Origin of the sequence: Streptomyces pluripotens (genome assembly GCF_000802245.2) — a bacterium.
Taxonomy (GTDB): Bacteria; Actinomycetota; Actinomycetes; order Streptomycetales; family Streptomycetaceae; genus Streptomyces; species Streptomyces pluripotens.
The window spans coordinates 6,074,517-6,087,670 of record NZ_CP021080.1; the positions used below are offsets into that span (position 1 = coordinate 6,074,517).

The window sequence follows — 13,154 nt, forward strand, 5'->3', positions numbered from 1 at the left end:
CGTGTTCGCGGAGGCTCAGGGTGGTGGGAAGTGACGTTCCTGCGGTGAACCGGTTCCCCCGATGGGGTGAGTAAAGCTCGCATACATGAAGAGTCATGTGAGTATCTAGAGATGCTCTTGATTTGGTAAAGGGCGTCGAGGCGCGACGGCCCACCCGCCCGCGTCACCTACCCACAGGAGGAGCCGGACCTTGACTTACGGCAAGAAGCTGCGCGAGCGCATCGCCGGGCCCGGGACCACACCGCTGATCGGCGTGTACGACATGTACTCGGCGTCGATCGCGGCCAAGCACTACGACGGAATGTTCGTCTCGGGCTTCGGCTTCGCAGCCTCGTACTACGGGCTGCCCGACATCGGTTTCATCGCCTGGCCCGACATGGTGGCCTTCGTCCAGCGACTGCGGGGCGCGTTCCCGCACCACCACCTGCTGGTTGACATCGACGACGGTTACGTCGACCCGGAGGTCGCGTGCCACGTCGTCGAAGGACTGGAACGCATCGGCGCCTCCGGCGTGATCCTGGAGGACCAGAAGCGCCCCCGCCGCTGCGGACACGCCGACGGCAAGCAAGTGCTGCCGCTGGAGGAATACCTGGAGAAGCTGGACAAGGTCCTCAAGACCCGCCGGGACCTGGTCGTCGTGGCCCGCACGGACGCCACCGACGAACACGACATCCTGCACCGCGCCGAGCGGCTGGCCGCGACCGATGCCGACGTGGTCCTCGTCGACGGCGTGCGCAGCATCGAGTGGATCGAACGCATCCGCGACGTGGTCGGGGACAAGCCGCTGCTGTTCAACCAGATCGCCGGAGGCAAGTCGCCCCGTCTGTCCCTGGGCGAACTCTCCCGCCTCGGCATCGACGTCGCGATCTACAGCACCCCCTGCCTGTTCGCCGCGCACGAGGCCATGGACGCGGCCCTCACCGGTCTGAAGGACGCCGATGGCCGACTGCCGGAGGTGGACCCGGCGAGCGGGGTCGGTGTGCAGGCGTCCACCAGCCTGCTGGAGCGCAACATCGGCCACAAGCGGCTCAGCCCCGAGGGCGTGGGCGTGGGCGTGTGACCGGTGCCGTACCCCGGCTCGGGCTGACGAGGGTGGCCACCGCCGTGCTACGTGCCGTGGGCACCGCGCGCGGCGGCGTCCGGCAGTCCGTCACGGGGATCGACAACTCGCACACCGACTCGGTCCCGGAGGGCGATCGCGCGGTCAGTCCTCAGGCCGACGGCGGCACCGCCGACCGCCCCATGGACATGAGGGAAGCTTCCGGCGGTGCCGCTGGCGGCGGACGAGAGCACTGAGAAGCGACCACCCACCACGGCGGCCGGGCACACCGTACGGCGGTGTCCGGCCGCCGTCGCGTTCCAGCCGTCACCGAGACCGGACCGTTCCAGCACCTCCATGACCCGGCGGCAGGCCAGCGACGCCCGGGCAGGCCCTGCCCGAAGTGACCGGGGTACGCCGAACGGCCCAGCGCACGACCCCACACCGGAATACACCCGCGCGGTGCGATGCTCTGATGTGAACAGTGCAACAGCGCGGCTGTGAACGGTGCGCGAAAGCGGCGAAGGGCTGGTGGACGATGACGGCAGACCGGACGGGCCCAGTCGTTCGAACGCCTCACGGGTCCGTACGAGGCCGCTACGAGCAGGGGATCGCGGTGTTCCGCGGCATCCCGTACGCCGCCCCACCCTTCGGCCCTCTGAGGTTCCGCCCGCCCCGGCCGCCCACGCCCTGGGACGGTGTGCGCGACGCCGGCGCCTTCGGACCGACCGCGCCGAAACCCCCCTATTCCGAGGCCTTCGCCCACTACCTGTCCGATCCGGAGATCCCCGGCGACGCCTGCCTCAACCTGAACGTATGGACCCCCGAGCCGACTCCCGTCGCCCGCCTCCCCGTCCTCATGTGGCTGCACGGCGGCGCACTGACCAGAGGATCTTCCGCCGTTCCCGTGTACGAGGGCAGTGCCTTCGCCCGGGACGGCGTCGTCTGCGTCTCGGTCAACTACCGGCTGGGAGTGGAAGGGTACGGACTGTTCCCGGACGCACCCCCCAATCCCGGTCTGCGCGACCAGCTCGCCGCGCTGCGGTGGGTGCACCAGGCCATCGATGCCTTCGGAGGCGATCCGGACCGGATCACCCTGTGCGGTCAGTCGGCCGGCGCGATCAGCGCCGGCGCCCTGCTCGCCGCCCCCCAGACCCAGGGCCTGATCCGGCGCGCGGTGCTGCAAAGCGGACCACCGGAGGCATCTGACCGCGACAAGGTGCGACGCATGGTGCGCCGCATGGCCGCCCGGCTCAAGATTCCCGCCACCGCCGAGGCCTTCGCCGCCGTCGACCGGCGCCTGCTGCTGTCCACCCAGGCCGAGGTGGGTCGGCTCAGCAGCCCGGTACTGGGCGGACCCGCGTTCGGCATCGTCGTGGACGGCGACGTCGTCCCCCGTGACCCGTTCACGGCACTGCTCGATGGTGACGCCGCCCCGGGTGTGGAACTGCTCATGGGCTGGACCCGGGACGAGTACCGGTTATGGCTGGTACCCGGCGGGCTGCTGGAGCGCGTCGACCGGCTCGGCCCGGTCGCCCTGGCCGGAGCCATGGCCCGCTGCCACGCCGGGTACGAGGTGCCGCGCGGCTACCGCGCCCTGCATCCCGATGCCGGTACCGCCGAGATCGTCGGCCAGATGGTCACCGACCATCTGCTGCGCGTCCCGCTGCACCGGCTCGCCGACACCCGGCCCGGCACCTCCTACGTCTATGAGTTCGCCTGGCCCTCCGGCCTGCCCAAACTAGCCGCCTGCCACGCCCTGGAACTGGGGTTCGTCTTCGGCACCGGGGACGTACCGGAATCGAAGAAGCTGGCCGGGGAGGGTGCTCCGCAGGAACTGCGTGATGCCATGCACACGGCCTGGGTGCGGTTCGTGACGACAGGGGAACCAGGCTGGGAGGCCTGGGACGCCGCGCATCCCATACGGATCTTCGGCGACGGTCCACCGTATACCGCATACGGTGGACGGGATGCGGAGCTCGCCTTGTGGTCGACCGGCCCCACCGCTTCGGAAACGGCACCTGCCGCCGACTTCAGGGCCCCCGGAGCCGAACTGGCGGCAGCGGTAAGGCGCCTGCGCCGGTCCACCGGAGCCCGGCGCCGCTGACCGTCCGCGGATCCGGCCCGCGCCCAGGGCCCCACGCGCCGGCGAAGCGCCCGCCATGGTCCTCACCTGCACCTGCACCTGCGGCAACGGCGGCACCGTCGCCGTCAGAGGGCGGGCGCCAGTCGACGGCCGTGAACCCGTGAACCCGTGAACCCGCGCGCGAGCCTGCCCCCAGTCCGGTGTGTCTGCGACGAGGCGCTCGGGCCGGTACTGGACAGCCCCGACCAGGCGCCGCCGCTGGCCGGTCCGGTCACCGACGCGGGGCGCCGTGGACGCTCCCTCGGGCACCGGAGTGGCCGGTGGGTTTGCGGCCGACCGTCGTCCCGGATCCCTGCGGAAGGGGCAGATAGGCGGTGAAGCCGGTGCCCGGCAGTGGGTGCGCGCCCCAGGCGCGGGCGTAGCGCGGGGGCCCGGAAGCCGTCCTGGCCAGGACGGCGGTGGGCTCGCGGGCGGCGCGTCGCGTGAGGGCGTGGACGGTGGTGTTGCGGTTGTTGCCGCCGATGTTGGCGGAGGCGCAGCCGGCGTAGTAGCCGATGGGCGGGGCGTGCTTGCCGCTGACCAGGCACGGCGAGTGCAAACCGAGGTGGTGCAGATCGTCGGCGAGGGTGCGGTAGCGGTCGGCGGTGGCCCGGGCCGCTGCCGCATTGTGCTGCAGGACCGTGTACTGCGAACCCAGGTGCAGGACGAGTACCGCGCTCCCCGCGCCGAGGGCCAGAGCGCGGCCCGGGGCGGAGCGGGCGGCCCGCACGCTGCGGGCCGCCAGGGCAGCCAGGGGCAGGGCGAGCAGTGCGTAGGCAGGCAGCAGGAAGCGTGGCGCGGAGTAGTCGATGAGGACGAGGTAGGGCACGGCCAGGGCAGCGGCCAGGGCGGACGGCAGCCAGGTGACCGCGGCTCGGCCGGTGCGCCGGGCGAGTACGCATGCGGCGAGGGTGAGGACAGGCAGAGCCAGCCACCACAGGGTGAGGGCCGGGTGGGTGAGCGGGGCACGGCAGGGGCGGCATAGCAGGGGGCCGTTCAGGCTGTGCCAGGCCATTGCGCCGGCCCAGTGCGCGCCCATGCCGCCCTCGGTGGCGCTGGCGGTGTGCAGCCGGTTGCTTACCCCGCCCCAGCGGACGTACGCCTCCACGACCCATTCGGCACCGCCCGCTGCGAGTCCGGCGAGCAGGGCGATTGCCGGTGCCGGACGCCGCCAGCGCGGGACGGCCACGCAGGCCGCCAGCAGGGGCAGGGCGAGCCAGACCCCGTCGGAGAAGCGGAAGAGGGTGGCGACCGCGACGGTGGCGGAAAGTCCCAGGAGCACGCGTCGTGGTGCGCTGGGCCGCACGGAGTACAGGAAACATCCCGCCGCGGCCACCGCCGCCAGGGCGACCCACAGGTTGGGCATGGCTTGCGGCCCGTAGAGCACGGTGGTCCACAGACCGGCGAACAGTAGCGCGGCGAGCGCGGTCCGGCGGGGACCGAGAAGCCGGTACCAGAGCCGGTACACCGCATACAGGGCGGCGGCGGACAACAGGGCGAGGACGATCCGGAGCACCAGGGTGGAGTCGGTGACGGCGAGGACGGGGGCGGTCAGCCAGCTGATGCCGCGTGAGCGCGGTGCACTGAAGTAGGCGGCGGGGTGACGCGGGTCGACCTGGGAGACGTACACCGTCTCGTCCCAGCCGAGGCCGAGGTGAGGGACGACGAAGGCGAGTTGGGCCGCCGCGTAGGCGGCTGCGACCAGAGCGAGCCACGGAATCCGGCGGCGCGGCTGGCTCTCCGACCCGCTGTGCGGCCGTGCGGGGGCGCCTGGTGAGGTCGCACGCTGAGCACCGCGGTGCCCGGCAGTGCGAGGTGCCTGGGACACCCAGGGGTCCTTTCCTGCCTCGCGCCGCCCTCGGGGCGTCGGCGCACGGCACGCTTGGAAACGCGACATCTTTTACACTGCCGTAGAAGTTTTACGTGACTGTAGAAGACGAGCGGCAAAACGGCAAACCCCGTGAAGCGCCGCGTAACGCCTGCCGACGGGCTCCAGTCGGGCTGCCGCGGCGCACGCGGCGCCGAAACCCTCGGTTTGCCGGGTGGGAGGGTGGTGTCCCGCTACCCCTGCCGCTCCGGCCGACGCCAGGCCGGCAGCCGGACACCGCTGGTGGGCACCGCGGGTGGGCACCATGTTCCCGTGTGGCAGCACCGGACGCGCCACCGACCCTTCGGTGAACCGGCGAAACTCACCTCACGTCGGAGGCGATCAAGGCAATCGCCTCCGGTCCCACCCGGCAGCACCCCCCGATCAACCGCGCCCCCGCCTCGCGCCACGTCTCGACCTGTCCGGCGCCGAAGGTCATACCCCCCGTCCAGGTGCGCGCCTTCGCGTCCCAGGCCTCACCGCTGTTGGGATACACCACGACTGGCTTCCCGGTGACCCGGGCGGCAATCCTCACCGCCGGCTCCACGTCTCTTGGCGCGCAGCAATTCACTCCCACCGCGACCACCTCATCCACGCCGGCGGCGAGAGCGAACGCGTGCTCCAGAGGCTGACCGGCACGGGTGCGCCGACCGTCGACGGTGTACGACAGCCACGCCGGTACCTCCAACCCGTGCACCGCCCTGATGAGTGCCGCGGCCTCGTCGGCGTCCGGCACCGTCTCCAGTGCCAGGACGTCCGGCGCGGCGGCGGCCAACGCCTCGATGCGGGGTCGGTGGAACCGCTCCAGCTCGTCGACAGTCATCCCGTACCGGCCCCGGTACTCGGAGCCGTCCGCGAGCATCGCCCCATACGGCCCCACCGAGGCCGCGACCCACAACGGGCGCTCCACCCCCGCATGCCGGGCCTGTCGGGCAGCCTCACGCGCCAGATCCACGCTCAGCGCGAGCAGCCGCGCGCCCTCGTCCCGGCCGATGCCGCGCTTCGCGAAGCCCTCGAAGGTGGCCTGGTAGCTGGCGGTGATGGCCACATCCGCGCCTGCGAGGAAGTAGGCGAGGTGCGCCCCGGTCACCGCTGCGGGCTGCTCTGCGAGCAACCGTGCCGACCACAGCTCGTCGCTCAGGTCGTACCCGGCAGACTCCAGCTGGTTGGACAGGCCGCCGTCCAGCACGAGGTTCCCGCGAGCCAGGACTCCGGCAAAACGGGGGGAAGAATCGCTGGTCATGTCACGACATTAGTGCCCTACGTTCGGGGCTGTGCAGGCCGGCGCGGTCGGTGGGCCCGGTGGTGCGAGCCCGGCCACCGCTGTGCCCGTGCTGCCCGAACCAGCCTGCCGCCGTCGGGCCTGTGGACGACGGTGGCCCCGACACCCCGGTCAGCCCACAGGCTGCAGCGGCCGTGATCTCACTGGTGCCCTGGACCTCTACACGGACAGTCCGGTGCTGGAGCCAAGTGTCGTGGCGAGCAGGTCGGCGAACTCCGCCGGATGATCCAGGGCGCCGAGGTGCCCGCCAGGAAACTCCGTCAACGCGCCGCCGAGCCGCTCTGCGAGGAATCTGCCTGTGCGGTGCAAGAGTTGGCCACGTGAGTCGGTACCGACGGCGACCGTGAGCCGACCGGAGGGAGCGGTGAAGGCGGGCACGTGCGCGGTGAACGGACGCAGCACGTGGGCCAGGAAGACACCCATCGGAGTCGCCGACTCGCCCTGCGCGGGCGGACGTTTGGGACCGTCCAGCTGCCCGATCAGCTCCGCCCGACGCTCCGGTCCGTCCGGCAGCAGCGTCACGCAGGGCGGCTCGTGTGCGACCACATGAGCCAGCCGCCCCGGGTGCCGGGCGAGCAGGTCCAGGGCCGCGACACCGCCGGAGCTGGTTCCGAAGACGTACGCCGACTCACCCTTGGGCAGCACCGTCTCCAGTACCCGGTGCGCGCCGTCGCTCCAGCGCGCCACCAGTTGCTCGGGAACCGGCCGGCCGAGCCGGCCGTGAGCGAGGCCGAGCGGGTCGTACGTGACTACGGTGAAGTCGGCCGCCAACCACTCGGTCAGCGGCTCCAGACCCATCGGATGCCCGGCCCCGCCCGGCATGACCAGCAGCACGGGGCCGCTGCCCGTGACGTCGTAGGCGTACGGGAGCGGGCCGGTCGGAGGGGTCGGGCCGACAGGAGCGGTCGTGTCGGTCATCGTGTCTCCGTCCCGGCTCCGGACTCGCACGGCCAGTGTGCGAGGGTCAGGTGCAGGGCTTCGATCGCCTTGTCCCAGGAGGCCTGTACGTCCCGGTCCGCACCGAAGCCGCCGGCGGACTCCAGGGCGCAGTAGCCGTGGAAGGTGCTGCGCAGCAGCCGTACGGCGTCCGTCAGGTCGGGTTCGCGGAGACCGTAGCCGCGCAGCATGCCGTAGGTGATCTCTGCGGTGCGGCGCAGGGTTGGGGAGTCGACGATCAGGGACTGGTCGATACGGATCTGGGTGGCCGCGTACCGGCCCGGGTGTTCCAAGGCGTAGCTGCGGTAGGCGCCGGCGAAGGCGGCCAGTGCTTCCTTGCCCGCGCGTCCGGCCACGGCCACCGCGATCCGGTCGATCAGCTCGCCGCCCGCGTGCAGCGCGAGCCGTCCGCGCAGGTCGTCGAGGCCGCGAACGTGTGAGTAGAGGCTCGCGTCCTTCACGCCGAAGTGGCGGGCCAGCGCGGACAGGGTGACACCGTCGAAGCCCGCGTCGTCCGCGAGTTCGGCGGCGGCTGCGATGACACGCTCGGCACTGAGACCCGCTCGGGCCATGCTGAACTTCCTTCCTTGCAGAGGGACTTCCCGGGGGCCGACGAGAGTGGACCCCATCAAATCCTAGATGGTCTAGGTTACTTCCTAGGTATACCAGGAGAGCTTCGACTGCTCGCCACCACGAGAAGCCGGGGACCGGGAACGCAGGAGGAGCCGGCACCATGCCCGCGGTCGAACGCGCCATTATTAGTGTGGTGTGGTGATCCGGACCAGCGCGGTGTGGTGATCCGGTGTGTCGGCTGGGTGGCCCGTGGACACGATTCCAGGAGACTCGCATAGAGTCGCCTTCATGACCGCTTACGTGATCGCAGATGTGCAGCTGACCGGTGACGCCGCGGAATTGGCCGAGTACCGCTCCAAGGTCGTCGCGACGCTGCGGCCGTACGGCGGTAGGTACCTCGCCCGGGGCGGTGAGGTCGACATCGTCGAGGGCGCTTGGGCGCCCGGGCAGATCGTGCTCGTGGAGTTTCCGGACATGGCTGCCGCGCGGGCATGGAACGAGTCCGCGGAATATCAGGCGATCGCTCCGCTGCGCATCCGCAACACGGACAGCAGACGGCTGATCGTTCAGGGCCTGTGAGCGCTGCTCCTCCAGGCCGCACCCCAGCTGTATCGCCCCCGCCAGTGCGGCCACTGTCGCAGTGGTACCTGCCGGAGTGGCATCTCCAAGGCGGGGCCGCCCGGCCGGTTGGAGAACGGGCCGGGCGGCGGTGGGGACGGGAGGCGTGCCCGTCAACCGGTCACGGGAGTCGAGGAGAAGACGAGTGCGAACTCGGCCGGTTCGGCGCGCAGGTGGTACTGGGGCAGTGGACCGGGCCCGCACGACTGGGAGCCGATGCCGTGCTGGGCGTGGTCGAGGTTGACCCAGACCGAGTTGCCGGGTACCAGGTCGGTACGGTGGGCCGCTGCGTCCAACTGCTCCGTGGTCCAGCGGCGGGCTGTGAGGAAGAACGCCGGGTCACCCTCGATGCGCAGGCCGCCCAGTTCCGCCCAGCGGACGTCGATGCGGGCGCCGTTCTCCTGGGGGCGGACGTAGGGCGTTTGCATACGATCTACCGTCGACTGCCAACGGTCGACCACAGCCGCCATCCTGGTGTCCGGATACGCCTCGCCGGGCCCTCCGCCGAACCACTGCACACGGTCGGCTGCAGTCAATCCGAGGCGGATCCCGAGGCGGGGCAGCGGCACCCGCCAGTCGCCCCTCGGGGTCACGGATACGGTCAACCGCAGACGATCGCCGTCCGATGTCCAGCGGTACACCGTCGACAGGGCCACCTCCCGAGCGGCCGGCGCAACCCGGGTACGGACCGTCAACGCGTCCTCGCCGATCTCCACCGCGTCCAGGCGGTGCTGCACGCGGTGCAGGCCGAGCCTGCGCCACAGCGGGCCGTAGCGCAGGTCGGTCTGCCAGGCTGCACCGTCGTCGTTGTCGGTGGTGGCTCGCCACACGTCCAGCCGCAGATCGGATACGGCCACGCCGCCGACCGCCCTCAGGGAACCCGTGCCGGCATCGAAGGTGCCGGGTCCCAGAGTGATCACTGCGTCGCCGGACACCGGCCGGGCTGTCGTGGCGACGTACGGCGCCCGCCGGCCGGACACCGTGAGCTGGCCCCAGGCGACGACGTGACCCTGGGGCGCCCACCGGGTGTCATCCGCGAGCCCCGCGCAGACAGTCCAGTGGGCTTCGCCGGCCGGCGCTCCGGGCGGCGGTTCAGGCAAGTGCACGTCGGCCGACTCTCCGGGCGCCAGTGGCGGCACCGACAGGGTCCCTGACCCCACGGCCTCCCCTTCGACTCGGTACGACCACGAGAAGGCCAGTCCGGACAGGTCGACGAAGTCGTACTTGTTGCTCACGCGGACCGTCCCGGAGGTGCCGTCACCCGTGATGGAGACCGGCTCGATCACCTTCTTGTACTCGACGAGGCCAGGCGAGGGCTGCCGGTCCGGGAAGAGCAGGCCGTCACAGACGAAGTTGCCGTCGTGCAGTTCCTCACCGAAGTCGCCGCCGTAGGCATAGCCAAGGTCAGGATGTGCGATGCCGTGGTCGATCCACTCCCAGACGAAGCCGCCTTGAAGCCGTTCGTACCGTTCGAACAGTCGCTGGTAGGCGGCGAGTCCGCCGGGCCCGTTGCCCATGGCGTGCGCGTACTCGCACAGGATGAAGGGAAGCCGGCGGCGCCTGCGGGGGCCGCCGTCCAGACCGCGCCCGATCCGCTCGACCTCGGCGTGGTCGGCGTACATCCGCGCGTACAGGTCCGTGTCACGGCAGTTGAGGTCGCCCTCGTAGTGGATCAGGCGTGTGGAGTCGCGTTCGTGGATCCACTCGGCCATGGCGGTGAGGCCCCGGCCGGTGCCCGCCTCGTTGCCGAGGGACCAGACGATGACCGAGGGGTGGTTCTTGTCCCGCTCGACCAGACGGGCCGCGCGGTCGAGTAGAGCCGGGGTCCAGTGGTCGTCGTCGACGGGGTTGTCCCGCCAGCCCTGCTCGGTGAAGCCGTGCGTCTCCAGGTCGCATTCGTCGACGACCCACAGTCCCAGCTCGTCGCACAGGTCGAGGAAGGCCGGATGCGGAGGGTAGTGCGAGGTGCGGACGGCGTTGATGTTGTGTCGTTTCATCAGCAGCACGTCCTCGCGCATGGTCGCGAGGTCCAGGGCACGACCCTTGTGCGGATGCCACTCGTGCCGGTTGACGCCCTTGAGGAGTATGGGCGTGCCGTTGACCTTCATCAGTCCGTCCGACAGTTCCACGGTCCGGAAGCCGATGAGCAGTGGTACCCGCTCGCCTTCGGTGACCAGCACTCCGTCGTACAGCCTCGGCGTCTCCGCGGACCACGGCTCGACCGGTACGGTCACCGCCTCGCCGGTCTTGACGTCGATCGCGAGGTCCGCGACGGTGACCCGGCCGTCCACGTCGGAGTCGACGCGCAGGGTACCGGTTCCGGAACGGTGGTCGTAGGAGGCGTGTACGAAGAAGTCGAGGACGCAGCCGGTGGGGCGGTGCAGCAGGGTGACGTCCCGGAAGATACCGGGCAGCCACCATTGGTCCTGGTCCTCCAGGTAGGAGCCCGCGGACCACTGGTGGACGCGCACCGCCAGCACATTGCCCACGGACTTCAGCAGGTGGCCGACCGCGAATTCGTGCGGGAGTCGGGATCCCTTGAAGTCACCGAGGACCGTCCCGTTCAGCCATACCCGAGCACAGGACTCCACCCCGTCGAAGCGCAGTACGGCACCGCCCTCGGTCAACCCCGGCCAGTCCTGGGGCAGGTCGAAGACACGCAGGTGATCACCGGTCGGGTTCTCGGTCGGGACGTGCGGCGGGTCGACCGGGAACGGATAGAGGTGATTGGTGTAGATGGGGGAGCCGTGCCCCTGCAGACCCCAGTGACCGGGGACCGCGACCTCTGTCCAGTCGCTGGCGTCGTACCCCTCCTCCGTGAAGGAGTCGTCCTCGGCATCGGCTGTCGGTGACAGTCTGAAACGCCAACTTCCGTTCAGGGAAAGGGATGTGGAGTCCGAGGTGGCATACCAGGCACGCGGTGGGAGCATTCCGGTACCCGGTGATGTGTCCTCGACGTAGTCAAGGGCGGTGCGGTGATGGAAGGACATCGTTCTCCTGGGCTGAGCTCTTGGTTCCGGTCTGCGTGTTCCCCTTCTGCCAGCCTGCGCTGGTAGAAGGGGAAGAGGTTCGTTCGAAGGTGTCGGGTCCGGTTCGTGATCCGGACCTGGGCACCGGGACGGGCAACGAGGGCCACCGGATCAGAGGGGTGGCCGAGGGCCGGCCGGCGATCCGGGAGAATGCCGGTGCCGGGGGGACCCGTGACCGGACCTCGGGAGCGAAGTTCTGCGAGTCGTTGACCCACCAGGCCCCCCGAGGCGCTGGTGTCGTCGATGATCTGGGCGGCGCGGGGCGAGATCTCGGCCGCGGCCGAGGGCCCCGCGGTTAGCCCGGCGGGGAGTGAGGAGAACTTTGGTGACAGCCAGCGCGGCCGAGGCCGCCACCAGGAGGGATCGCTTGCCGGGATGAGACACGTGCATCCCTTCCGTCGTCATGAAGGCGGTGCGGTACGGCTCCTTGCGGGGGCGGTGCCCCTGACGGTTTCCTGTCTCTGCCCGACAGTCCGTAGCGCCCCTTCCAGCGCGAAGGTGGCCGCGCCGAGGCACACCGGATCGGTGGCGATCGGGGAGAGGACGATTCCGGTGGCGGCCAGCGGCCGGCCCAGGGCGTGTCGGGAGACGACCCGGCGGACCTCGTCGAGCAGCGGCTCGCCCAGCCGGGAGGCGACCCAGCTGCTGAGCACCACCACTTCCGGATTGAGTAGATTGATCAGGTCGGCGATGCCGGCACCGAGGTAACGGGCGGTGTCCTGGACGGTTTTCAGCGCGACCGGGTCGTGCTCCGCGGCGGCGCGGGCCAGCGCGTCGATGGTGGCCGTCTGGTTCCCGGGGTGCAAGAGAGCTGAACTCGGGCTCAGTTCGTGCAGGTTCTGCATGATCCCGGGCGCCCCGACGTACGTCTCCACACAGCCGTGGTTGCCGCAGTGGCACAGCCGTCCGTTCAACACGAGTGTGGTGTGCCCCCACTCACCGGCGCTGTTACTCACCCCGCGGTGCAACCCACCGCCCAGAGCGAGTCCCGCGCCGACTCCTGTGCCGAGGTTGACCACCACGGCGTCCTCGTGTCCCCGGGCGGCTCCGAACCACAGCTCGGCCACCACGCAGGCCCGCAGCGGGTTGTCCAAGTGCAGTGGGTACGGGGTGTGTTCGGCGAGCAGATCGAGCAACGGCACGTCGTGCCAGTCCAAGTTGGGCGCGTACTCAGCGACTCCGGTGTCCCGGTCCACCTGACCCGGCACGCTGACGCCGACACCGAGCACGCGATCCGGCGCGACCCCGGCCCGTGCCACCACCGAAGCGATCGCTGCGGCAACGACTCCGACCACCCGCTCGGGCTGGCTCTCGCCGGGCCGCATCTCCTCGTCGGCGCGGGCCAGCACGGTCAATGCCAGATCGAACAGTTCAACATGGACGTACGTCTCCGCGATGTCCACGCCGATCAACGCGCCCCCTGAGGCGTTGACGGCGACCAGGCCCCGGGGGCGGCCGCCGGCCGAGTCCTCGAAGCCGACCTCGCTGATCATGCGGAGGTCCAGCAGCTCTCCGACGAGCGTGGCGACCGTCGCCAGGCTCAACCCGGTGGCGGATGCCAGCCCCTGACGGGAGGCGGGAGACGCGGCGATGACCTGGCGCAGCACCTCGTAGCGGTGTGCGGTGCGGATGTCACGTGATGTGCGCTTCACGTACCTGTTCCTCCCATGCCGCCCGGGCCGGGG

General features: G+C 70.6%; 10 protein-coding genes. 3 read left to right on the forward strand and 7 right to left on the reverse strand.

The features are described from left to right. Positions 1 to 190: 190 nt before the first annotated feature. Positions 191 to 1,060, forward strand: a complete 870-nt coding sequence (locus tag LK06_RS27015) for an isocitrate lyase/PEP mutase family protein (RefSeq protein ID WP_039648452.1) — start codon at positions 191 to 193, stop codon at positions 1,058 to 1,060. Between the two features lie 47 nt (positions 1,061 to 1,107). Here LK06_RS27015 and LK06_RS33465 read toward each other — a convergent pair whose 3' ends face one another. Continuing rightward, positions 1,108 to 1,398, reverse strand: coding sequence for a hypothetical protein (locus LK06_RS33465; RefSeq protein WP_159025062.1), 291 nt, complete (start codon positions 1,396 to 1,398; stop codon positions 1,108 to 1,110). A gap of 179 nt (positions 1,399 to 1,577) precedes the next feature. Between LK06_RS33465 and LK06_RS27025 the strand changes: the two genes are divergently transcribed. Further along, positions 1,578 to 3,146 carry a carboxylesterase/lipase family protein gene (locus LK06_RS27025; protein ID WP_039648448.1) on the forward strand — a complete coding sequence of 523 codons (1,569 nt, stop codon included), beginning with the start codon at positions 1,578 to 1,580 and terminating at the stop codon, positions 3,144 to 3,146. Between the two features lie 250 nt (positions 3,147 to 3,396). Here LK06_RS27025 and LK06_RS27030 read toward each other — a convergent pair whose 3' ends face one another. From LK06_RS27030 to LK06_RS27045, 4 genes are all read right to left on the reverse strand, one after another. Continuing rightward, entirely contained in the window at positions 3,397 to 4,992 is a 1,596-nt protein-coding gene (locus LK06_RS27030) for a glycosyltransferase family 39 protein (RefSeq protein ID WP_234367518.1), read from the reverse strand. A 361-nt stretch (positions 4,993 to 5,353) separates the two neighbouring features. Beyond that, positions 5,354 to 6,274, reverse strand: coding sequence for a homocysteine S-methyltransferase (gene mmuM, locus LK06_RS27035; RefSeq protein WP_043434772.1), 921 nt, complete (start codon positions 6,272 to 6,274; stop codon positions 5,354 to 5,356). A 198-nt stretch (positions 6,275 to 6,472) separates the two neighbouring features. Continuing rightward, positions 6,473 to 7,231 carry an alpha/beta fold hydrolase gene (locus LK06_RS27040; protein WP_052319008.1) on the reverse strand — a complete coding sequence of 253 codons (759 nt, stop codon included), beginning with the start codon at positions 7,229 to 7,231 and terminating at the stop codon, positions 6,473 to 6,475. Further along, complete coding sequence (locus LK06_RS27045) at positions 7,228 to 7,821, reverse strand: TetR/AcrR family transcriptional regulator (RefSeq protein ID WP_039648444.1); 594 nt, start codon at positions 7,819 to 7,821, stop codon at positions 7,228 to 7,230. Before LK06_RS27045 ends, LK06_RS27040 begins: the two co-directional genes overlap by 4 nt. A 289-nt stretch (positions 7,822 to 8,110) precedes the next feature. Between LK06_RS27045 and LK06_RS27050 the strand changes: the two genes are divergently transcribed. Further along, positions 8,111 to 8,401 carry a DUF1330 domain-containing protein gene (locus LK06_RS27050; RefSeq protein ID WP_039648442.1) on the forward strand — a complete coding sequence of 97 codons (291 nt, stop codon included), beginning with the start codon at positions 8,111 to 8,113 and terminating at the stop codon, positions 8,399 to 8,401. Between the two features lie 152 nt (positions 8,402 to 8,553). On the opposite strand, the gene LK06_RS27055 is transcribed toward LK06_RS27050, so the two are convergent. Together LK06_RS27055 and LK06_RS27060 are read right to left on the reverse strand one after the other, a co-directional pair. Beyond that, positions 8,554 to 11,430 (reverse strand): glycoside hydrolase family 2 TIM barrel-domain containing protein, encoded by a 2,877-nt coding sequence (locus LK06_RS27055; RefSeq protein ID WP_043434774.1) that lies wholly within the window; start codon positions 11,428 to 11,430, stop codon positions 8,554 to 8,556. A gap of 440 nt (positions 11,431 to 11,870) precedes the next feature. Continuing rightward, positions 11,871 to 13,121 (reverse strand): ROK family protein, encoded by a 1,251-nt coding sequence (locus tag LK06_RS27060; RefSeq protein WP_043407845.1) that lies wholly within the window; start codon positions 13,119 to 13,121, stop codon positions 11,871 to 11,873. Positions 13,122 to 13,154 lie beyond the last annotated feature (33 nt).